We start from the raw sequence: 20228 nt of genomic DNA, 5'->3' as shown, positions 1-20228 counted from the left end.
GTCATGTCCGCGTCCGCATCTCCGTCCACGCCCCGCATCGACACCGTCGTGTTCGATCTCGGCGGCGTGCTGATCGATTGGAATCCGCGCCACCTGTACCGCCGCCTGTTCGACGACGAAACCGCGATGGAAGCGTTCCTGAGCGAGGTCTGCAGCCCGCAATGGAACGAACGCCAGGATGCCGGACGGCTGTGGCGCGAGGCGGTGGCCGAACTCAGCGCGCTGCATCCCACGCACGCGCCGTTGATCGCGGCCTACCACGCGCGTTGGCCGGAAATGCTCGGCGGGGCGATGGAGGAGACGGTGGCGGTGCTGGAGGAACTGCGCGGGCAGGGCCTGCGGCTGTACGCGCTGACCAACTGGTCGCACGAGACCTTCCCGGTGGCGCGCGAACGCTACCCGTTCCTGCAATGGTTCGACGGCGTGCTGGTCTCCGGCGAGGAGCGGCTGGTGAAGCCGGACCCGGCGATCTTCGCGCTGCTGTGCGAGCGCTATGCGATCGAACCGGCGCGCGCGGTGTTCATCGACGACGCGCCGCGCAACGTGCACGCCGCCGCGGGCATGGGCATGCACGCGCTGCAGTTCCGCGACGCGCCCGGCTTGCGCCGCGACCTGGCCGCGCTGGGCCTGCCGCTGCGCGACGCCGGGCAGACGCCGTGAGCACCGAACTGGACACGCTGCCGCAGGAGCGCCAGCAGGCGATCCTGCAGCGCCTGCGCGAGCACGGCCGGGTGGTGGCGGCGGAACTGGCGGCGCGCTTCGGCGTCTCCGAGGATTCGATCCGCCGCGACCTGCGCGAGCTCGCCGCGCAGGGCCTGTGCCGGCGCGTCTACGGTGGCGCGCTGCTGCCCACGCCGGTGACCGCGCCGCTGCCGCAGCGCCTGGGCGAGCATGCCGAACGCAAGCGCGCATTGGCGCTGGCCGCGGTCGCCCTGCTGCAGCCCGGGCAGCGCCTGCTGATCGACGCCGGCTCCACCAACAGCGCCATCGCCGCCGCGCTGCCGGCCGGGCAGGGGCTGAGCGTGATCACCAACGCGCCGGACATCGCGCAGACGCTGCTGCAGCGCGGCGGCTTCGAGATCCTGCTGATCGGCGGCCGCGTGGACCCGCACATCGGCGCGGCGGTCGGCGCGCAGGCGCTGCAGCAACTGCAGCAGTTGCGCGCCGACGTGTGTTTCCCAGGCGCCTGCGCGATCGATCCGGAGCGCGGCCTGTGGGGCGTGGACGGCGAGGAGAGCCTGTTCAAGCGCGCGATGGTCGACGCCAGCGCCGAGACCGTCGCGGTGGTGACCACCGACAAGCTCGGCGCGCTGGCGGCGCACCAGGTGGTGGGCGTGGACGCGATCGACCGCCTGGTGGTCGAGCACGATGCGCCGGCCGGGCTGCTTGCGGCCTTTGCCGCGCAGGCGGTGCAGGTGCATCGCGCCGGGCCTGCCGACGCCGCCGGCTAGCGCCGCGCGGCGGGCGAGGCCGACGCACGCGGCGCAACCACCTGTTGCCGGTGGCGCGCCGCCGCCGTCCGCGCACGAAGATCCAGGTAACGGGCGCAGCCGGATATGGCTGCGTCGCCGACCCGCGGCGCTACGCACGCAACCGGAACGCAGCAGCGCCGTCCGCAACCGGTCTGCGTTGTCCGGAAACGGACAGCGTAACTGCGCAGCAGAATCCGCAAGGCTTTGATTGCACTCGACGTTTCCATGACGCGGCGGTTGGCACGCGGCCTGCTGCGGCAATGGCATGGATATCGCCAAGCAACCCGCCGCTCACCGCCGCCGCCGCATCGTCGCGCTCGCCATCGTCATCGCCGTGGTGCTGTTGGCGCTGCTGGCCGCGCTGAGCCTGGGCAAGGCCGCCCCGCGCGTGGCGCGCAGCGAGTTGTGGATCGATGCGGCCACGCGCGGCGAGATGCGCCGCGAGATCCGCGCCAACGGCGTGCTGGTGCCGCGGCAGATCCGCTGGATCACCGCCGGCGCCACCGCCACCGTGCAGCAGCAACTGGTCGATGCCGGCGCGCGGGTCGAGGCGGACACGCTGATCCTGCAGCTGGCCAATCCCGAACTGGACGCCGGCCTGGACCGCGCCCGCGCGGCGCTGGCCGGCGCCGATGCCGACGTGGCCGCGCTGCGCGCGGCGCTGGCCTCGCAACTGTTGGACCAGCAGGCGCTGCAGGCGCAGGCCGATTCGGACTGGCGCATCGCGCAGGTCAAGGCGCAGGCCTACCAGCGCGGCCACGATGGCGGTGCGATCTCGGCGATCGACCTGACCCAGAGCCAGATCACCGAGGCGCAGCAGCATGGCCGCGCCACCATCGAGGGCAAGCGTGTGGCGGCCTTCCGCCAGAACATGGCCGCGCAGCTGCGCGCCGCCCAGGCGCGGCGCGCACAGGCGGCCAGCGCACTGGCCATCGCCGCGGAACAGGCCGCCTCGCTGCAGGTGCGCGCCGGCAGCCCCGGCATCCTGCAGCAGGTGGACGTGGAACCCGGCCAACGCGTCGAAGCCGGCGCCAAGCTGGCGCGGGTCGCGCGCCCGGACGATCTGCTGGCGCGGCTACAGGTGGCCGAGGTGCTGGCCAAGGACGTGATCGATGCGCTGCCGGTCAGCGTGGACACGCACAACGGCGTGGTCGCCGGACAGGTGGCGCGGATCGATCCGGCGGTGCGCAGCGGCAGCGTGGTGGTCGACGTGCGCCTGGCGCCGCCGTTGCCGCCGGGCGTGCGCCCGGACCTGTCGGTGGACGGCCGCATCGTGCTCGGCACGCTGCGCGACGTGGTCAGCATCCCGCGCCCGGCGCTGGCCGCACCGAACACCGCCGGCAACCTGTTCGTGCTGCGCGACGGCGGCGCGCGCGCGCAACGCATCCGCGTGCGCTTCGGCGCCGCTTCCAGCGACCGCATCGAGGTGCGCGCCGGGCTGCGCGCCGGCGAGCAGGTCGTGCTGTCCGATACCAGCCAGTGGAACGCCTACGACACCTTGCGCTTACGCTAGCCTCACCAGGAGATATCCGAATGACCGCAGTTCCCGCACCTTCCGCCGAGCCGCTGATCCGCCTGCACGGGCTGGGCAAGGTATTCCATACCGACGAGGTGGAGACCCACGCCTTGGCCGAGATCGCGCTGGACGTGGCGCGTGGCGATTTCGTCGCCATCACCGGGCCGTCCGGCTGCGGCAAATCGACCCTGCTGTCGATCCTCGGCCTGCTCGACGCGCCCAGTGGCGGCGCCTACCGGCTCAACGGCCGCAGCGTCGCCGAGCTGGACGCGGTCGGTCGCGCGCGTATCCGCAACGCCGAGATCGGCTTCATCTTCCAGGCCTTCAACCTGATCGCCGACCTCACCGTGGAAGAGAACGTGGCGCTGCCGCTGACCTACCGCGACGGCGCCGAGCGCGGCCGCATCCGCCAGCGCGTGCGCGAAGTGCTGGAACTGGTCGGCATGCACCACCGCCACAAGCACTATCCGGGGCAGCTGTCCGGCGGCCAGCAGCAGCGCGTGGCGGTGGCGCGCGCGCTGGCCGGCAATCCGGCGATCCTGCTCGCCGACGAGCCCACCGGCAACCTCGACAGCCGCAACGGCGAGGCGGTGATGCAGTTGCTGGAGCAACTGCACGACAACGGCACCACGCTGTGCATGGTCACCCACGACCCGGCGTTCGCGCGGCGCGCGCAGCGCATCGTGCACATGCTCGACGGGCGCATCGTCGACGAAGACACGTTCGAGCGGCTGCGCCACGAGCAGGATGTGGCGCTGCCGGCGCGCGTCGCGGAGCAGGCGCGATGAGCGCGGCGGTGTACTGGACCGAGACGCGGCAATCCTGGCGCGCGCTGGCGCGCAAGCCGGGCTATCTGCTGCTGGCGGTGCTGACCCTGGCGCTGGGCGTGGCCACTACCACCGCGGTGTTCGCGCTGCTCGACCAGGCCTTGCTCAAGCCGCTGCCGTTCCCGCAGCCGCAGCGTCTGGTCACCCTGGGGCTGCCCTCGGGCGGCCACAATGTCGCGGCGCCTGGCTATTACCCGGTGTTGCGGCGCATGCCCAGCATGCAGGTCGTCGGCATCGTGCGCGGGTTTCCGGTGCCGACCAACATCGCCCGCGGCGGCGCCAGCGAGGTGGCCCGGGCGATCAGCGCAGACGTGGGCTTCCTGCGCACGCTCGGCCTGCCGATGGCGGCAGGGCGCAACTTCACGGCCGAGGAAAGCCAACCTGGCGGGCCGCAGGCGGTGATCCTCACGCATCGCTTCTGGCAGCGCTATTTCGGCGGCGATCCGGCGGCGGTGGGGCGCACGCTGCAGGTGGAGGGCAAACCGGTGCAGATCGTCGGCGTGCTGTCGGCGGAATTTCCCTGGGCCGAACCGTTCGACCTGCTCCGCAACATGCAGCCGGACCTGACCGCGACCAACCTGTCCACCAACGAGATCGTGGTGGCGCGGTTGCGGTCGGGCGTCAGCGTGACCGCCGCCTCGGCGCAGACCGCGGTGGTGATCAAGGGCTTGCTGCGCAACAGCCCGCACATGGACGCAGCGTGGTGGCAGAGCCTGCAGCGCGAGCCGCCGAACGCCTTGCCGTTGCAGGACAGCCTGTACACCTCCTTCAGCGGCAACACGCTGTGGCTGTTCTTCGCCGCGGCGGCGTGCGTGCTGTTGATCGCGGCGATCAACCTGGCCAGCCTGATGCTGCTGCGCGCGCTCGGCCGCAGCCACGACAGCGCGGTGCGCGCCGCGCTCGGCGCGCCATGGCTGCGCCTGAGCCTGCCGGCGTTGGCCGAAGGCGTGCTGGTCGGCGCGCTCGGCAGCCTGGCTGGGCTGCTCTTGGCCTGGCTCGGGCTGCGCCTGCTCGGCAGCTGGGTGCCAGCGTTGTGGATGCGTGGCGAGTCTGCGCACCTGACCGGGGCCAGCGTGCTGTTCGCCGTGCTTGCTGGCGGCGCCACTGCCGTGCTGGCCGCGGCGCTGGGCATCGTGCGCGGACGTCGCCGCAACCTGGTGACGGAACTGGCCGGCGGTGGCCGCGGCGGCTGGAGCCTGCAGGCCGGCCGCCTCGGCCGCAGCCTGGTGATCGCGCAGGTGGCCATCGCCGTTGTGCTGCTGATCGGCGCGGCGCTGTTCACGCGCACGCTGCAGAAGCTGGCGGACGTGCCGATGGGGTTCGAGAGCCGCTCGGCGGTGGTGTTCACCCTGGCGCCGGTGAAGGAACGCTACGCGACCGTGCAAGACGCGGTCGAGCAGACCCGGCGCATCGTCGCGCGGCTGCAGCAGGTGCCGGGCATCGAACGCGTCGGTGTGTCCAGCAATCCGCCGACCACCACCCAGCTGAGCTGGAGCGTGGAGGTGGAGGGCATGCCGTCCGTCAACAGCCAGTACCGCCTGGCCACGCCGGACTTCCTGCAGGTATTCCGCATCCCGTTGCTGGCCGGGCGCGGCATTTCCGAGGGCGACGTGGCCGGTGCCGAAAAGGTCTGCCTGGTCAATGCCACGTTCGCCGAGCGTTACCTGCACGGCCATGCGCTCGGCAAGATCGTCACCGTGCCCGACGACGGCGGCAACAACCGCTTGCCGATGCGCGTGGTCGGCGTGGTCGGCGACGTGCGCCATGCAGGCCCGGCCGAGCGGCCGGAGCCGATGGTCTACCAACCGCTGGCGCAGATGAGCGAACCGATGTGGCAGATCATGCGCGGGTTCGGCGCGTTGACCTATGCGGTGCGCCTGCGTGCCGGCGCGCTGGGCGCCGACGAGCGCGCGCTGCGCGCGGCGATCGACGAAGTGGCGCCGCAGCAGCCGATCGCCGACCTGCAGCCGATGCAGGCCCTGGTCGCCACCACCACCGGCGAGCAGAAGCTCAACCTGCTGCTGGTGGGCCTGTTCGCCGCGCTGGCGCTGCTGCTGGCCGCGGTCGGCCTGTACGCGGTGATGGCGGTGGCGGTGGCCGCGCGCCAGCACGAGTTCGGCGTGCGCGCCGCGCTCGGCGCGCCGCCGGCGCGGCTGCGGCGGCAGGTGCTGCGCGAGGCCGGCGTGCAGATCGGCATAGGGCTGCTGCTGGGCCTGGGCGTGGCGATGGCGCTGTCGCGGGTGCTGCAACGCTTCCTGTTCGAGGTGCGGGTGGCCGATCCGCTGGCCATCGGCGCGGTGCTGCTGGTACTCGCCGCGGCCGGCCTGCTCGCGGCGCTGGCGCCGGCGCGGCGTGCGGCACGGGTGCCGCCGATGCAGGCGTTGCGCCTGGAATGAAGCCTCGGCAGACGAGGCGAGTGGGCGCGGCATTGACACTGTCAAGGTGGTATATATCATTGGTGTATATCAATGCATTCCGTTGGAGGATCGCCATGTCCATGACCGCGAAACTGTTCCAGTCCGGGCGCAGTCAGGCCGTCCGCCTGCCCAAGGCCCTGCGCTTCGAAGGGGAGGAGGTGATCGCCCGGCGTTTCGGCAACGGCGTGCTGCTGCTGCCCCTGGATGCTCCCTGGCAGTTGCTGCGCGAGGCGCTGGAGGAGTTCGAGCCCGGCTTTCAATTGCAGCGCGAGCAACCCGAGCAGCAGGTGCGCGAGGAATGGCCGGTATGAGTCGGCCGCTGTACCTGCTCGATACCAACATCTGCATCTACATCATCAACCGGCGTCCGCCCGAGGTGCTCGATCGCTTCGCTGCGTTGCGCATCGGGCAGGTCGCCATTTCCAGCATCACCGGCGCCGAATTGGCCTACGGCGTGGACAAGAGCGGATCGCCGCGCAATCGCCAGGCGCTGGACAAGTTTCTCGCTCCGCTGGACATCCTGCCGTTCGACGAAGCGGCCATGCGTCGCTACGGTGTGTTGCGCAGCGGGCTGGAGCGCCAGGGCACGCCGATCGGTGCGCTGGACCAGTTGATCGCGGCGCATGCCTTGGCCGCCGATGCGGTGCTGGTCACCAACAACGTGCGCGAGTTCGAGCGCGTTGCCGGCCTGCGCCTGGAAAACTGGGTGTCGCCAGCATGAAGTCCCGGCGATGAAAGCGCTGGCTGATGCGTCGCCACGCATCCTCGTCGTCGACGACCAGGCCGACGTGCGCGAGGCGCTGCGCATGCTGCTCAAGAGCGCCGGCTACGGCATGGTCGGCGCCGAATCGCCGGAGCTGGCGCTGGCCTGCCTGCGCGGCGACGACTTCGCCGCGGTGCTGGTGGACATGAACTACGCCCGCGACACCACCTCCGGCGCGGAAGGCCTGGCGTTGATCGCGCAGATCGCCGCGCAGTGGCCGGGGCTGCCGGTGATCGCGATGACCGCCTGGGCCAGCATCGAACTGGCGGTGGCGGCGATGCGCGATGGCGCGGTGGATTTCATCGAGAAGCCGTGGCAGAACGCGCGCGTGCTGGCGGTGCTGGACAGCCGCATCGCGCTGGACCGCAGCCGCCGCGACGCGCAGCGGTTGGGCGAGGCGCAGGCGCTGCTGCTGCAGGACAGCGCCGCCGGCTTCGTCGCCGAATCGGCGCCGATGCAGCGCCTGGTCGGGGACCTGCTGCGCATCGCCGGCAGCGGCGCCAACGTGCTGTTGCTGGGCGAAAACGGCACCGGCAAGAGCCTGCTCGCGCAGTTGCTGCACCAGTGGTCGCCGCGTCGCGCGCAGGCCTTCGTCAAGGTCAACATCGGCGGGCTGGCGCCGACCCTGTTCGAGGCCGAGCTATTCGGCCACGTGCGCGGCGCCTACACCGACGCGCGGCAGGACCGCGCCGGCCGCTTCGAACTGGCCGACGGCGGCACCCTGTTCCTCGACGAGATCGGCAACCTGCCGCTGCAGCAACAGCCCAAGCTGCTGCGCGCGATCGAGGATGGCGAGTTCGAGCGGCTCGGCTCCTCGCGCACGCAGCGTGTGGACGTACGCATCGTCGCGGCGACCAACGCCGACCTGGACGCGGAAGTGGCGGTGGGCCATTTTCGCCAGGACCTGCTGTACCGGCTCAATACCTTCCAGCTGCGCGTGCCGCCGCTGCGCGAGCGCGGCGCCGATATCCTGCCGCTGGCGCGGCACTACCTGGCCGCCGCCTGCACGCGCTACCGGCGGCCGCTGCCGGCGCTGGCGCGCGACGCCGAACGCGCCTTGCTCGGTTACGCCTGGCCCGGCAACGTGCGCGAACTGGCGCACGCGATGGAACGCGCCGCGCTGCTCGCCGACGGCGCCATCCTGGGCAGCGACGACCTGCGCCTGCAGCCGGTTCCGAACGCTGCGCCGGCCTTGTCGACCCAACTGACGCTCGAAGAAGCCGAGGCGCTGCTGCTGCGGCAGGCGCTGGCGCAGCAGCAGGGCAACCTGCAGCGCGCCGCCGACCAGCTCGGCATCACCCGCCAGAGCCTGTACCGGCGCCTGGGCAAGCACGGTCTGCGCAGCGATGACGGTGCCTGAGCGGCAGCGCCGGCGCCCGCTGTGGCTGGCGGTGCCGGCGTTGCTGGCGCTGATCCTGGTGCTCGCATTCGGCGCGCCGCGGCCGCCCGAGGCGGCCGTGCTGATGTTGTGCGTGCTGCTGCTGACCGCAGCCGTGTGGCGCTGGCAGCAGCGCGATGCCGGCCAGCGCCTGCACACCCTGGGCGGCCTGCTCGAGGCGCTGCGCGAGGGCGACTACAGCGTGCGCGTGGCGCAGGATGCACGCGATCGCGATACCGATGGCCTGTTGCAGCGGTTCAACGCGTTGGCGCAGCGGCTGCAGGACGAGCAGCGCGATTCGCACGAAAGCCTGCAGCTGCTGAGCAAGACCCTGGCGGCGCTGGACGGGGCGGTGTTCGCGTTCGAGCAGGACCAGCGCCTGCGCCTGGTCAACCCGGCCGGCGAGCGCCTGCTCGGCGCCGCCGCCGAGCACTTGATCGGGCAGTCCGCGCAGTCGCTGGGCCTGGCCGGGTTGTTCGCGCTGCCGTCGGGCAGCATCCACGCGCATGCCTTCGCCGGCCAGCAAGGCCGCTGGCAGATCGGCCACGCGGCCTTGCGCAGCCGCAGCCAGGCCGGGCAACTGCTGCTGGTGCAGCCGATGGAGCGCGCGCTGCGCGAAGAAGAGGCGCAGGCGTTCCGCCGTTTATTGCGCGTGCTCAGCCACGAGATCAACAACTCGCTGACGCCGATCGCCTCGATCGCCGATACGCTCGGGCGCCTGCTGGCGGCCGCGCCGGCCACGCTCGATGTCGAATTGCACGAGGACCTGCGCAACGGCCTGGGGGTGATCGAGCAGCGTAGCGCGGCCCTGCAGCGCTTCCTCGGCGGCTATGCGCGCCTGGCCAGGTTGCCGGCGCCGGTGCCGGCCAGCGTGGAACTGACGCCGCTGTGCGCGCGGGTGCAGCGGCTGCTCGACGATCCGCGAGTGCTGATCGAGATCGAGCCGCAGCTGCGGCTGCGCGCCGACGCCGACCAACTCGAGCAGGTGCTGATCAACCTGCTGCGCAACGCGCTGGAGTCCGGCGGCAGCGCGCCGGTGGCATTGCGCGCGCGCCGCGACGGCGCGATGGCGCGCATTGACGTGGTCGACGGCGGCGCCGGGCTGCCGCCCAGCGACAACCTGTTCGTGCCGTTCTTCACTACCAAGCCCGGCGGCTCGGGCATCGGCCTAGTGCTGTCGCGGCAGATCCTGGACGCGCAGGGCGGCAGTCTCGGCCTGGCGCCGCGTACGGACGCCGCCGGCAGCGTCGCCACGCTGCGCTTGCCGCTGGCCTTGGGTGGCAACGAGGCATGATGCGGCCGAATTTCTTCGGCAACGCGCCAGAGCGGCCGTGCGGATGACCTTCGACAGTCGAAGCTTGTTGTAGGAACGGCTTCAGCCGCGACGGGCCTTCCCGATAAGGCCCGCCGCGACCGATAAACCGACGCCATTCGCAGTCGCCCCCATGGGCGCGCTGCCTCGAAGAAGGGTGCGCCGCTTCGCCACGACGCCACCGCAGCAGGCAAAATAGCCGCTTCCACCGGGAGCCCGCATGTCACAGGACGTATCCGCCGCCACGCCGCCCGCGCGGCGCACCCGGCGCTGGACGCGCCTGCAGCCATGTCTGCCATGGCTGCGCTGGGGCACGGCGGCGCTGCTGGCCACGCTGTTGCTGCTGGACCTGGCGTTCCCGCTGCCGCTGCCGAAATCGCGCGACACCTCGACCCTGGTGGTGGCCGCTGACGGCACGCCGCTGCGCGCCTTCGCCGACGGCAATGGCGTGTGGCGCTATCCGGCCACTCCGCAGAGCGTCTCGCCGCTGTACCTGCAGGCGCTGCTGAACTACGAAGACCGCTGGTTCTGGCATCACCCCGGGGTCAACCCGTGGGCGCTGCTGCGCGCCGGCAAGCAGTGGCTGTTCTCGCGCCGCATCGTCTCCGGCGGTTCCACCTTGACCATGCAGGTGGCGCGGATCCTGATGCCGGACAACGCCAGCACGCGCACGCCGCTGGGCAAGCTGCAGCAGCTGCTGCGCGCGCTGCAGCTGGAAGTGCACCTGAGCAAGCGCCAGATCCTGCAGCTGTACCTGGAGCGTGCGCCCTACGGCGGCACCATCGAAGGCGTGGACGCGGCGAGCTGGGCCTACCTGGGCAAGCCGGCGGCGCGGCTGTCGCAGGCCGAGGCGGCGTTGCTGGCGGTGTTGCCGCAGGCGCCGAGCCGGCTGCGCCCGGACCGGCACCCGGAGGCCGCGCGCGCGGCGCGCGACAAGGTGCTCGAGCGCATGGTCGACTTGCACGTGTGGTCGCGCGAGCAGGTCGACGACGCACGCATCGAGCCGGTGGTGGCGCGCTCGCTGCAGTCGCCGATGCACGCCGCGTTGCTGGCCGAACGCCTGCGCCGGCAGTCGCCGCGCGCCGCGCACATCGTTTCCACCATCGATGCCGACCTGCAGCGCACCCTGGAGGACCGGGTCAGCGCGTATTTCTCGCAGCTGCCGGAGCGCACGTCCGCGGCGCTGTTGGTGGTCGACAACCGCGACCTGCAGGCGCGCGCCTACATCGGCTCGGTGGTGTTCGGCGACCGCAAGCGGCTCGGCGACGTGGACATGGTGCAGGCTTGGCGCTCGCCCGGCTCCACGCTCAAGCCGTTCCTGTACGGCATGGCCCTGGACGACGGCCTGATCCATTCCGAAAGCCTGCTGGTGGACGCGCCGCAGAGCTTCGGCGACTACCGGCCGGGCAATTTCGACGAGGCGTTCAACGGTCCGGTCGGCGCGGCCAGCGCCCTGCGCCTGTCGTTGAACGTGCCGGCGGTGGACCTGCTCGAGCGGGTCGGGCCGGCGCGCTTCGCTGCGCGCCTGGACAATGCCGGCATCGGCCTGAAGTTCCCGCGCGGCAGCACCCCGAACCTGGCGCTGATCCTCGGCGGCACCGGCGCGCAGCTGGAGGAACTGGTCGGCGCCTTCGCCGCGCTGAACCGCGACGGCATCGCCGGGCACGTGCGCTATACCCCGACCGACAAGACCATCGATCGGCGGCTGATGTCGCCGGGCGCGGCGTGGATCGTGCGCGAGATCCTCGAGGCCAATCCGCGGCCCGGCTACGGCGTCGGCACGTTCGACGTCGGCACGCGCCCGCGGGTGGCGTGGAAGACCGGCACCAGCTACGGCTACCGCGATGCGTGGGCGATCGGCAGCACCCGCCGCTACACGGTCGGGGTCTGGGTCGGGCGCCCGGACGGCACCCCGCTGCCTGGCCAGTACGGGGCGGTGACCGCGCTGCCGCTGATGTTCGAGACCATCGACAGCCTGCCGCGCGCGCGCGGCGACAACGCGCCGCGGCCGATGCCGGGCAACGTGCAGCAGCTGGACGTGTGCTGGCCGCTGGGCATCGCCGCCGAGCAGACCCCGCCGGCGCTGTGCCAGCGACGCTTCCCGGCGTACGCGCTGGATGGCGCGGTGCCGCCGACCTTCGCCGAGCGCGACGCGCGGCTGTGGAGCGCCGGCCGCGACACGGTGCAGGTGGATGCGCGCAGCGGCCTGCGCCTGTCGCCCGATTGCGCGCGACCGCACCAGGCCGTGCAGCGCGAACTCGCGCGCTGGCCGGCGCTGCTGACGCCATGGCTGCACGCCAGCGAACGCCAGGCCGGACAACTGCCCGCCCTGGCGCCGGACTGCCGCGACGACGGCCGCGGCGGCAACGACGTGCTGCGCATCGAAGGGCTCAACGACCGCGCCACCCTGGCGCGCGCGCCAGGCAGCGCCAGCGTGCGCCTGCAGGTGCGCGCGCTGGGCACCACCGCGCCGGTGGACTGGCTGCTGGACGGGCGCTGGATCGCGCGCACCGAGGGCGCGCGCAACTTCCAGCGCGACTTCGCCGATGCCGGCGACCACACCTTGACCGCACTGGCCAGCAACGGCGCCTGGACCCAGGTGCGGTTCCGGGTGTTGCATTGAGCGCGTTGCTGCGTGAAGCGCGCAGTTCTGGAGGCGCGGCTTCGCCAGTGCCATCCACAGCCGGCGGCTTATTGTGGGAGCGACTGAAGTCGCTCCTATAAGGGTGCTGTCGTTGTATGCGAAAGGTGGGGTTACGAAGGTTGCCGATGTGTTCGTGGCGTGCTTGCGAGGGGAGACGGCATCCGGAGACGCATCTCCGCTGTAGGAGCGGCTTCAGCCGCGACAGGTACTGCGGATGGATCCTGTCGCGGCTGAAGCCGCTCCTACAAATGCGCGCCTGGCTGGGTGGCACCTGGCTTGCCGCGCGTCGCGACTGAAGTCGCTCCCACAGGGTTGCTCCGGTTGCCTGCGAAGGTGGGGAGCGTGCGAACGACCGCCGATGTTTGTCGCGGCGTCCTTGCGAACGGAGAAGGCGTCCGAAGATGCATCTCCCCTGTAGGAGCGGCTTCAGCCGCGACAGGTACTGCGGAGGGATGCTGTCGCGGCTGAAGCCGCTCCTACAGAAAGCGCCGCTCCTACAGAAAAGCGGCGTTGGGCAGCGAGGCAGGGCCGGCAGACAAGAAGGCAGCGGCTGCGGGCGGAAGGTGGTGTCCGGCACGCAAAAAAGCGCCCGGCAGGTGCCGGGCGCTGGGATTGCGGTGCAGACAGCCGGGCGGATTACTTCCCGATCCAGCCTTCCAGCATGTCCGAGAACTCGTCGGCATGCTCTTCTTCCTGGGCCAAAATCTGCTCCAGGATGCGCTTGGTGGTGGTGTCCTTGTCGCCAACGAAGTTGATCATCTCGCGATAGCTGTCGATGGCGATGCGCTCGGCGATCAGGTTCTCCTTGACCATGTCGCGCAGGTCCTCGCCTTCCTTGTACTCGGCGTGCGAACGCGCGGTCAGGGTGTCGGGGTTGAGGTCCGGCTCGCCGCCCAGCTGCACGATGCGCTCGGCCAGCTTGTGCGCGTGTTCCTGCTCCTGCTGCGCGTGCTCCAGGAACTCGGCCTTGACCGAGTCGGCCAGCATGCCCGAGGCCATGAAGTAGTGGCGGTAGTAGCGCAGCACGCACACGTATTCGGTGGCCAGCGCGTCGTTGAGCAGCTTGATCACCGCCTCGCGGTCGGCGCTGTAGCTCTTGGTGATCGCGCCGTCCTCGATGCTCTCGCGGGCATTGGCGCGCAGCGTGGCGGTATCGGTGAGGCCGCTGGTGTTCTGCAGCGGCTTGGCGTCGTTGGCTGGCTGGTTGGACATGGCTGGCCGGTTCCTGTGTGGTGGGAGAAGGGGAGTCAGTCGGGGAGATGCTGCAGCACGTAGTCGGCGGCGGAGACCTTGAATTCGCCCGGCGCCTCGACGAACAACGCACGCACCACGCCGTGCTCGGCGTACAGCGCGAAGCGCCGCGCCCGCACGCCCATGCCGTAGCTGCTGGCGTCCATCTCCAGGCCCAGCGCCTTGGCGAACTCGCCGTTGCCGTCGGACAGCATCTGCAGCCCGTCGGGCACCAGTTGGCTCTTGCCCCAGGCCTGCATCACGAACGGGTCGTTGACCGCCATGCAGTACACCTCGATGCCGCGCTTGCGGAACTCCTCGAAGTGCTCGACATAGCCGGGCAGGTGCTTCTCCGAACAGGTCGGGGTGAACGCGCCGGGCACCGCGAACAGCAGCACGCGGTGGTCGTCGAACAGCGTGCGGGTGTCCACCTGCTCCACGCCTTCGCGGATGCGTTGCAGGACCACTTCGGGAATGCGTTCGCCAGGCTGGATGGGCATGTGTGGGCTCCTTGGATGAATCGAGTCTAGAAATCGGCATGGAAAGGCAGCGTCAAGGCCCTTGAAAAGCGCAGGCCCATTCCTATCTGGCTGGCATGGCAGCCGGCTGCCCCGGCGCCGCGAACCACCCGTCAGGGTCTATCCCATTCACGTTTTCACGTTGCAGGAGACTACGAGATGAGCATCGTCCGTTATCGCCAGTGGCCGGCCCAGGCCGCATTCCAGAACGAGATCAAGCAGGTGTTCGACCGCTTCTTCGACCCCAACGGCGGCACCGACGAATCGGCCGTCGTCACCGCGCAGTGGGTGCCGCGCGTGGACATCAAGGAGGAGCCGGAGCGCTTCGTGCTGTACGCCGACCTGCCGGGCATCGACCCGGGCGAGATCGAGGTGTCGATGGACAAGGGCATCCTGTCGATCAAGGGCGAGCGCAAGAGCGAATCGGCCGCCGACAGCGAGCGCTTCTCGCGCATCGAGCGCCGCTACGGCAGCTTCCACCGCCGCTTCGCGCTGCCCGACAGCGCCGACCCCGATGGCATTTCCGCCACCGGCTACCATGGCGTGCTGGAAGTGCGCATCCCCAAGCGCCCGGCGAGCACGCCGCGCCGGATCCAGGTCGACACCGGGGCCACGATCGTGCAGTAAGCGCCCGCCCGCGCCGGCGTCGCCACGGCGACGCCGCGCCTTCGCGGCCGGCCAGTAGAATGGGCCGGGCGATGGTGCAGAGCATGCAACCGGCCCGTTGCCGCAAGGCGGCGGGCCGACTCTTTTTGAGGTGATGGATGGAATTCAAGGATTACTACGCCACCCTGGGCGTGGAGCCCAGCGCGGGCGACGCCGAGATCAAGACCGCGTACCGGCGGCTGGCGCGCAAGTACCATCCCGACGTCAGCAAGGAGGCCGGCGCCGAGGACAAGTTCAAGGCCATCAACGAGGCCTACGAAGCGCTGCGCGATCCGCCCAAGCGCGCCGCCTACGACCAGTTGCGCGCACAGGGCTATCGGCCTGGCGAAGAGTTCCAGGCCCCGCCCAACTACGGCGGCGCGCAGGGCTACGACTTCGAGGAAGTGTTCGGCAACGGCGGCGCCGGCGGCGGCTTCAGCGATTTCTTCGAGAGCCTGTTCGCGCGCCAGCAGCGCGCGCGCCAGGGCGGCGCCGGTCCCGGTCCGGGCGCCGCCCCGCGTGGCGACACCCGCGCCAAGCTGGCGGTGCCGTTGGAAGCGGTCTACAGCGGCGACAGCGTGCGCATCACCATCAACGGCAAGCAGCTGGACGTGCGCGTGCCCAAGGGCGTGCGCCCCGGCCAGGTGATCCGGCTGAGCGGGCAGGGCAACGGCGGCAGCAACCTGCTGCTGGAGATCGAGTACGCCGCGCACCCGCAGTTCGAGGTGGACGGGCTCAACATCCTGTACACCCTGCCGGTGACGCCGTGGCAGGCGGCGCTGGGCACCAGCATCAGCGTGCCGACCCTGGGCGGTGCGGTGGAGCTGAAGATCCCGCCGGAGTCGGACGCCGGGCGCAAGCTGCGCCTACGCGGCCGCGGCCTGCCGGGCACCACGCCGGGCGACCAGATCGTCGAACTGGAGGTGCTGGCGCCGGCGCCGGAGACCGAGGCGCAGCGCAAGGCGTATCGCACTCTGGCCAAGGCGTTCGGCGAGGTGGTTTGAGGGTGGAGCCGGGACCGGGGACCCGGGGGATAGTCGCGAGTGCGCTGCTTTCGGACTTTCTGTGGGAGGGGCTTCAGCCCCGATGCGTTACCGGTAAGGCGTCGCGGCTGAAGCCGCTCCTACAGAAAAGCGGTTGCGCCGGAGTCGCAAAAAGGCCGCTTTCTTCTTACAAAAAGCGGCCCTTTTGCATCAAATCGCTTGACGGTAAATTTTGCTCGGACACCATCCTGCGGTCCCCGGTCCCCGGTCCCCGGTCCCCGGTCCCCGCCTCTAGCCCTTCGGCCCATCCTCCCCACTGAACACACGCTCGATCACCTCGGACAGCTCGTCCTCGGAGAACGGCTTGGTGATGTAGGCGCGGGCGCCCTGGCGCATGCCCCACATGCGGTCGGTGTCCTGGTCCTTGGTGGTGACCAGGATCACCGGGATGTTCTGCGTGCTCGGTTCGCGGCGCAGGGTGCGGGTGGCCTGGAAGCCGTTGAGGTTGGGCATCACCACGTCCATCAGCACCAGGTCCGGCAGCGACGCCTTGGCCGCTTCCACGCCGGCGGCGCCGTCGGTGGCGGTGATCGTTTCGTGGCCCAGCTTCTCGACGATGCGCTGGATGCCGAGCAGCTGCGACGGCGAATCGTCGACGATCAGGATGCGTGCCATGTGTCCCCCCTTGGATAGCCGAGTGTAGTGGCAGCGACGCGCGGCCGGAAAGCGCTGCGCGTCACAAACCCCCGGCGGCGTCTACGCGGCCGCATCCAGCCGCACCACGGTGCGCCCGAACGACTGCCCGGCCAGCATCGTCGCGAACACCTCGGGCAGCCCGGACAGGTCCACCTCGCGGGTGCAGATCGCGTCCAGGTGGCGCGGTTTCCAGTCGCTGCCCAGGTGCTGCCAGATCCGGTCGCGCAGGTCGCGCGCGGTGCCGGCGGAGCCGATGCCTAGCAGCGACACGCCGCGCAGGATGAACGGCATCACCGTCATGTCCAGCTCCGGGGTCGCGGCCAGCCCGGCGCTGGCGACGTTGCCGTACGGCGCCGTCTGCGCCAGCAGGCTGGTCAGCATCGCCCCGCCGACGTTGTCCAGGCCGCCGCCGAAGCGCACCGACTCCAGCGGGCGCTTGCTCTGCAGCGCGTCGCGGCCCAGCACCTGGCTGGCGCCCAGCGCCTTCAGGTGCTCGGCGCGGTCGGCCTTGCCGCTGACCGCGTGCACCTCGAAGCCGGCGCGGCTGAAGATGTCGATCGCCAGCGAGCCGACCCCGCCGGTGGCGCCGGTCACGCACAGCGGGCCGTGGTCCGGGGTCTGCCGGTTGTCGAGCAGGCGCAGCAGCGCCAGCGCCGCGGTGAAGCCGGCGGTGCCCAGCACCATGCTCTCGCGCAGGCTCAGCCCGGCCGGCAGCGGCACCACCCACTTGGCCTCCAGCCGCGCGTACTGGCTGTAGCCGCCGTCGCGGGTCTCGCTCAGGCCGCAGCCGGTGACCAGCACCGCATCGCCCTCCTTGAACCCCGGGTCGGTCGAGGCGACCACGTGCCCGGCCACGTCGATGCCGCCCACCAGCGGGAAGCGGCGCAGGATCTTGCCCTGGCCGGTGCCGGCCAGCGCGTCCTTTAAGTTCACCGACGACCAGGCGCCGCGGATCACCACTTCGCCCGGGCTGAGCTGGTCCAGGGCCACCGGCTCGACCGCGGCGCGGTAGCCGGCGTCGTCCTGGTGGATGCGGAAGGCGGGGAAGCTGGCGGGGACGGACATGGCGAAAACCTTGGTCGGCGCGACGGAATGCACCAAGATAGCCCTTTCGAAACGTCGGATCTGCCCCATCTTGTAGAATCGGCGACTCACTTACGGTGACCGGCGCGGACCGACGCGCCGCCACCTTTCCTTCTTGGAGCATGCATGGCCTGGAATACACCCGGCGGCAAGGGCACAGACGGCCCGGACAATAACGGGCGCAATCCCTGGAAGCCGCGTGGCGGCAATGGCGGCGGCAGGTGGGGCGGGATGCCCGGTCCCTTGAAGGATCTGTTCGGCGGCGACGGCGGCAACATCGGCCGTTGGGTGCTGGGCGCGGCGGTGCTGCTGCTGCTGTTCAGCAGCTTCCAGCTGATCGGTGAGCAGCAGCGCGGCGTGGTGCTGCGCTTCGGCCAGTTCTCGCGGATCCTGCAGCCCGGCCCGAACTTCAAGCTGCCGTGGCCGATCGAGTCGGTGCGCAAGGTCAACGCCACCGAGATCAAGACCTTCAGCAACCAGGTGCCGGTGCTGACCCGCGACGAGAACATCGTCAGCGTCTCGCTCAACGTGCAGTACCGCATCGACGACCCGCGCATGTACGTGTTCGGCTCGCGCGACGCCGACCAGGTGCTGGAGCAGGCCGCGCAGAGCGCGGTGCGCGAGCAGGTCGGCCGCGCCGACCTCAACGTGGTGCTCAACAACCGCGGACCGATGGCCACCGCCGCCCGCGAGCGGCTGCAGGCCGCGCTCAGCGCCTACCGCACCGGCCTGATCGTGACCGGGCTGACCCTGCCCGACGCGCGTCCGCCGGAAGAAGTGAAGCCGGCCTTCGACGAGGTCAACGGCGCGCAGCAGGTCAAGGAACGGCTGATCAACGAGGCCCAGGCCTACGCCGCCAAGGTGGTGCCGGAAGCCCGCGGCCAGGCCGCGCGCACCCGCACCGTCGCCGAAGGCTACAAGGAAGCGTCGATCGCCCGCGCGCAGGGCGACGCCGAACGTTTCACCCTGCTGCAGCAGCAGTACCAGAACGCGCCCGACGTCACCCGCAAGCGGCTGTGGCTGGAGACAGTGCAGAAGGTGCTGTCGGAGAACCGCAAGGTCATCGGCGGCGACGGCCGTCAACTGATCTATGTGCCGATGCCGGCCGACGGCAAGGGCGCCAGTGCCGCGCCGCCGGCCTCCAGCAGCGGCGGCGTGCCGACGCTGCCGCAGGACGTCCTGATGCCGTCGCTGTCCAGCAGCTCGGCCGAGAGTATCCGCAGTCCGGAGCGCACGCCGCGCCCGAACGGCCGTGAGGAGGTGCAGCGATGAGAATTTCCCTGTGGGCGGGCGTAGCCGTGGTGGCGCTGTTCGCGCTGCTCAGCTCGGTGTTCGTGGTGCGCGAGGACCAGACCGCGATGGTGCTCAACCTGGGCCGCGTGGTCCGCGCCGACCTCAAGCCGGGGCTGCACTTCAAGCTGCCGCTGGTGGAGACCGCGCGCGTGTTCGACCGCCGTTTCCAGGTGCTGGACACGCCGCCGGCGCGCTACTTCACCGCCGAGCAGAAGGACGTCAGCGTCGACTTCTTCGCCATCGGCTACATCTCCGACGTGCGCGCGTTCTACCGCGCCACCGGCGGCGACGAGAAGGTGGCCAACGCGCGCCTGGCGCCGATCATCATCGATTCGCTGCGCAACCAGATCAACGCGCGCACGCTGCAGCAGCTGGTGTCCGGCGATCGCAGCGAACTGATCGCGCAGCAGCTCAGCGCGATCAACGCCGCCGGCAAGACCCTGGGCATGCAGATCACCGACCTGCGCATCAAGCAGATCGACCTGCCGACCGACAGCCAGGTGATCACCGACGTGTACGAGCGCATGCGCGCCCAGCGCAAGCAGGAAGCCAGCAAGCTGCGCGCCGAGGGCGAGGAGCAGGCGCTGACCATCCGTGCGCAGGCCGATCGCGAGAGCACGGTGCTGGTCGCCGAGGCCGAGCGCGACGCGCAGAAGCTGCGCGGCGAAGGCGACGCGCAGGCCGCCAGCATCTACGGCAAGGCCGGCTCCGCCGACCCGTCGTTCTACGCGTTCTACCGCAGCCTGGAGGCCTATCGCGGCGCCATGGCCGACGGCAACGCGGTGATCGTGCTGGACAAGAACGATCCGTTCTTGCAGTACCTCAAGAGCGAGCGCTGATAGAGGCCGGGATTTGGGATTGGGGATTCGCAGAGCGGGTCCCGATTTCCGGTGGCGATTGCATCCGGCTGCTCTTGTAGGAGCGGCTTTAGCCGCGACAGGCATTCCGAAGAAAGCCCGTCGCGGCTAAAGCCGCTTCTGCGGGTTGCGTACGCGCCACCCTGCTGCTCACCCATCCGCCCCTTTCTGAGAACCCCATGCACGATCTGATCGCCGCGGTGTGCCTGATCGTCATCTTCGAGGGCCTGATCCTGCTGGTCGCGCCGGACGCGTGGAAGCGGCTGGTGCAGCAGATGCTGGCCATGCCGGCGGCGCAGTTGCGGATCGCCGGCGGCGTCGCCCTGGCGGTGGGGCTGCTTGCCCTGTGGTGGGTCCGCGGCTGAGCCGCGCCGTCCCCGCGTCCGCTGAACGCGGCGCCCGAGGGGGTGGTGACGGTCACCCAAAACCCGGATAATGCACAAAAGCCGGCCGGGCTCGCTCCACAAGAGCGCCTCGACCGGCTTTTTCCGTGTATGGGCCTGCCGCCGCCTGGACGCTCCCCGATGGAGCGGCCGTACCGGCGCCGGCAAGACCCCTGCATGGCCACCACACCCGTGCGGCCCCGACGGCCGC

General features: G+C 70.7%; 19 protein-coding genes. 15 read left to right on the top strand and 4 right to left on the bottom strand.

Annotation, left to right across the window (positions count from 1 at the left end):
- The first annotated feature begins 3 nt into the window (after nucleotides 1-3).
- The 10 genes from VDQ83_RS11660 (at nucleotide 4) to pbpC (ending at nucleotide 12308) form a co-directional block, all read left to right on the top strand.
- Nucleotides 4-660, top strand: coding sequence for an HAD family hydrolase (locus VDQ83_RS11660; protein ID WP_455435048.1), 657 nt, complete (start codon nucleotides 4-6; stop codon nucleotides 658-660).
- On the top strand, nucleotides 657-1451 hold the full coding sequence (locus VDQ83_RS11655) for a DeoR/GlpR family DNA-binding transcription regulator (protein ID WP_455435047.1): 795 nt from the start codon (nucleotides 657-659) through the stop codon (nucleotides 1449-1451). The genes VDQ83_RS11660 and VDQ83_RS11655 overlap by 4 nt, the downstream gene beginning before the upstream one ends.
- A 286-nt stretch (nucleotides 1452-1737) precedes the next feature.
- Nucleotides 1738-2985 (top strand): efflux RND transporter periplasmic adaptor subunit, encoded by a 1248-nt coding sequence (locus tag VDQ83_RS11650; protein WP_455435046.1) that lies wholly within the window; start codon nucleotides 1738-1740, stop codon nucleotides 2983-2985.
- A 53-nt stretch (nucleotides 2986-3038) separates the two neighbouring features.
- Nucleotides 3039-3776 carry an ABC transporter ATP-binding protein gene (locus tag VDQ83_RS11645; RefSeq protein WP_455435106.1) on the top strand — a complete coding sequence of 246 codons (738 nt, stop codon included), beginning with the start codon at nucleotides 3039-3041 and terminating at the stop codon, nucleotides 3774-3776.
- Entirely contained in the window at nucleotides 3773-6211 is a 2439-nt protein-coding gene (locus VDQ83_RS11640) for an ADOP family duplicated permease (protein WP_455435045.1), read from the top strand. The genes VDQ83_RS11645 and VDQ83_RS11640 overlap by 4 nt, the downstream gene beginning before the upstream one ends.
- 101 nt (nucleotides 6212-6312) lie before the next feature.
- Complete coding sequence (locus VDQ83_RS11635) at nucleotides 6313-6543, top strand: antitoxin (protein WP_455435044.1); 231 nt, start codon at nucleotides 6313-6315, stop codon at nucleotides 6541-6543.
- Entirely contained in the window at nucleotides 6540-6953 is a 414-nt protein-coding gene (vapC, locus tag VDQ83_RS11630) for a type II toxin-antitoxin system tRNA(fMet)-specific endonuclease VapC (protein ID WP_455435043.1), read from the top strand. The genes VDQ83_RS11635 and vapC overlap by 4 nt, the downstream gene beginning before the upstream one ends.
- Nucleotides 6954-6963: 10 nt before the next feature.
- Nucleotides 6964-8355, top strand: coding sequence for a sigma-54-dependent transcriptional regulator (locus VDQ83_RS11625; protein WP_455435042.1), 1392 nt, complete (start codon nucleotides 6964-6966; stop codon nucleotides 8353-8355).
- A gap of 805 nt (nucleotides 8356-9160) precedes the next feature.
- Entirely contained in the window at nucleotides 9161-9667 is a 507-nt protein-coding gene (locus VDQ83_RS11620) for a sensor histidine kinase (protein WP_455435105.1), read from the top strand.
- A 238-nt stretch (nucleotides 9668-9905) separates the two neighbouring features.
- Nucleotides 9906-12308: a penicillin-binding protein 1C gene (gene pbpC, locus VDQ83_RS11615; RefSeq protein WP_455435041.1), complete on the top strand. Its 2403-nt coding sequence runs from the start codon at nucleotides 9906-9908 to the stop codon at nucleotides 12306-12308.
- A 657-nt stretch (nucleotides 12309-12965) separates the two neighbouring features.
- Here the strand turns inward: pbpC and VDQ83_RS11610 are convergent.
- Nucleotides 12966-13541: a ferritin-like domain-containing protein gene (locus VDQ83_RS11610; protein WP_455435040.1), complete on the bottom strand. Its 576-nt coding sequence runs from the start codon at nucleotides 13539-13541 to the stop codon at nucleotides 12966-12968.
- A gap of 35 nt (nucleotides 13542-13576) precedes the next feature.
- Nucleotides 13577-14059 carry a peroxiredoxin gene (locus VDQ83_RS11605; protein ID WP_263397534.1) on the bottom strand — a complete coding sequence of 161 codons (483 nt, stop codon included), beginning with the start codon at nucleotides 14057-14059 and terminating at the stop codon, nucleotides 13577-13579.
- A gap of 177 nt (nucleotides 14060-14236) precedes the next feature.
- On the opposite strand from VDQ83_RS11605, the gene VDQ83_RS11600 reads away from it, so the two are divergent.
- Nucleotides 14237-14704, top strand: a complete 468-nt coding sequence (locus VDQ83_RS11600; protein WP_455435039.1) for an Hsp20/alpha crystallin family protein — start codon at nucleotides 14237-14239, stop codon at nucleotides 14702-14704.
- 137 nt (nucleotides 14705-14841) lie between these two features.
- Entirely contained in the window at nucleotides 14842-15726 is an 885-nt protein-coding gene (locus VDQ83_RS11595; RefSeq protein WP_455435038.1) for a DnaJ C-terminal domain-containing protein, read from the top strand.
- Nucleotides 15727-15996: 270 nt separating this feature from the next.
- Here the strand turns inward: VDQ83_RS11595 and pilH are convergent, their stop codons facing one another.
- Both pilH and VDQ83_RS11585 read right to left on the bottom strand, forming a co-directional pair.
- Entirely contained in the window at nucleotides 15997-16380 is a 384-nt protein-coding gene (pilH, locus tag VDQ83_RS11590; protein ID WP_263397536.1) for a twitching motility response regulator PilH, read from the bottom strand.
- A gap of 81 nt (nucleotides 16381-16461) precedes the next feature.
- Nucleotides 16462-17466: an acrylyl-CoA reductase family protein gene (locus tag VDQ83_RS11585; RefSeq protein ID WP_455435037.1), complete on the bottom strand. Its 1005-nt coding sequence runs from the start codon at nucleotides 17464-17466 to the stop codon at nucleotides 16462-16464.
- A 144-nt stretch (nucleotides 17467-17610) separates the two neighbouring features.
- On the opposite strand from VDQ83_RS11585, the gene hflK reads away from it, so the two are divergent.
- The 3 genes from hflK to VDQ83_RS11570 all read left to right on the top strand — a co-directional run bounded on the left by hflK (nucleotide 17611) and on the right by VDQ83_RS11570 (nucleotide 19999).
- Nucleotides 17611-18756 (top strand): FtsH protease activity modulator HflK, encoded by a 1146-nt coding sequence (gene hflK / locus VDQ83_RS11580; protein ID WP_455435036.1) that lies wholly within the window; start codon nucleotides 17611-17613, stop codon nucleotides 18754-18756.
- Nucleotides 18753-19616: a protease modulator HflC gene (gene hflC / locus VDQ83_RS11575; RefSeq protein ID WP_263397539.1), complete on the top strand. Its 864-nt coding sequence runs from the start codon at nucleotides 18753-18755 to the stop codon at nucleotides 19614-19616. Before hflK ends, hflC begins: the two co-directional genes overlap by 4 nt.
- Nucleotides 19617-19813: 197 nt before the next feature.
- Nucleotides 19814-19999 (top strand): DUF2065 domain-containing protein, encoded by a 186-nt coding sequence (locus tag VDQ83_RS11570; RefSeq protein WP_263397540.1) that lies wholly within the window; start codon nucleotides 19814-19816, stop codon nucleotides 19997-19999.
- The last annotated feature ends 229 nt before the right edge of the window (nucleotides 20000-20228 follow it).

This window comes from Xanthomonas sp. WHRI 7945 (assembly GCF_035026585.1).
This window is presented reverse-complemented; position numbering and strand designations above follow the sequence as displayed.

Excerpts from the sequence above, each read along its gene's own strand:
- VDQ83_RS11660 (WP_455435048.1), top strand. The coding sequence starts at position 4 with ATGTCCGCGTCCGCATCTCCGTCCACGCCCCGCATCGACACCGTCGTG.
- VDQ83_RS11650 (WP_455435046.1), top strand. The coding sequence starts at position 1,738 with ATGGATATCGCCAAGCAACCCGCCGCTCACCGCCGCCGCCGCATCGTC.
- VDQ83_RS11640 (WP_455435045.1), top strand. The coding sequence starts at position 3,773 with ATGAGCGCGGCGGTGTACTGGACCGAGACGCGGCAATCCTGGCGCGCG.
- VDQ83_RS11635 (WP_455435044.1), top strand. The coding sequence starts at position 6,313 with ATGACCGCGAAACTGTTCCAGTCCGGGCGCAGTCAGGCCGTCCGCCTG.
- vapC (WP_455435043.1), top strand. The coding sequence starts at position 6,540 with ATGAGTCGGCCGCTGTACCTGCTCGATACCAACATCTGCATCTACATC.
- VDQ83_RS11625 (WP_455435042.1), top strand. The coding sequence starts at position 6,964 with ATGAAAGCGCTGGCTGATGCGTCGCCACGCATCCTCGTCGTCGACGAC.
- pbpC (WP_455435041.1), top strand. The coding sequence starts at position 9,906 with ATGTCACAGGACGTATCCGCCGCCACGCCGCCCGCGCGGCGCACCCGG.
- VDQ83_RS11610 (WP_455435040.1), bottom strand. The coding sequence starts at position 13,541 with ATGTCCAACCAGCCAGCCAACGACGCCAAGCCGCTGCAGAACACCAGC.
- VDQ83_RS11605 (WP_263397534.1), bottom strand. The coding sequence starts at position 14,059 with ATGCCCATCCAGCCTGGCGAACGCATTCCCGAAGTGGTCCTGCAACGC.
- VDQ83_RS11600 (WP_455435039.1), top strand. The coding sequence starts at position 14,237 with ATGAGCATCGTCCGTTATCGCCAGTGGCCGGCCCAGGCCGCATTCCAG.
- VDQ83_RS11595 (WP_455435038.1), top strand. The coding sequence starts at position 14,842 with ATGGAATTCAAGGATTACTACGCCACCCTGGGCGTGGAGCCCAGCGCG.
- pilH (WP_263397536.1), bottom strand. The coding sequence starts at position 16,380 with ATGGCACGCATCCTGATCGTCGACGATTCGCCGTCGCAGCTGCTCGGC.
- VDQ83_RS11585 (WP_455435037.1), bottom strand. The coding sequence starts at position 17,466 with ATGTCCGTCCCCGCCAGCTTCCCCGCCTTCCGCATCCACCAGGACGAC.
- hflK (WP_455435036.1), top strand. The coding sequence starts at position 17,611 with ATGGCCTGGAATACACCCGGCGGCAAGGGCACAGACGGCCCGGACAAT.
- hflC (WP_263397539.1), top strand. The coding sequence starts at position 18,753 with ATGAGAATTTCCCTGTGGGCGGGCGTAGCCGTGGTGGCGCTGTTCGCG.
- VDQ83_RS11570 (WP_263397540.1), top strand. The coding sequence starts at position 19,814 with ATGCACGATCTGATCGCCGCGGTGTGCCTGATCGTCATCTTCGAGGGC.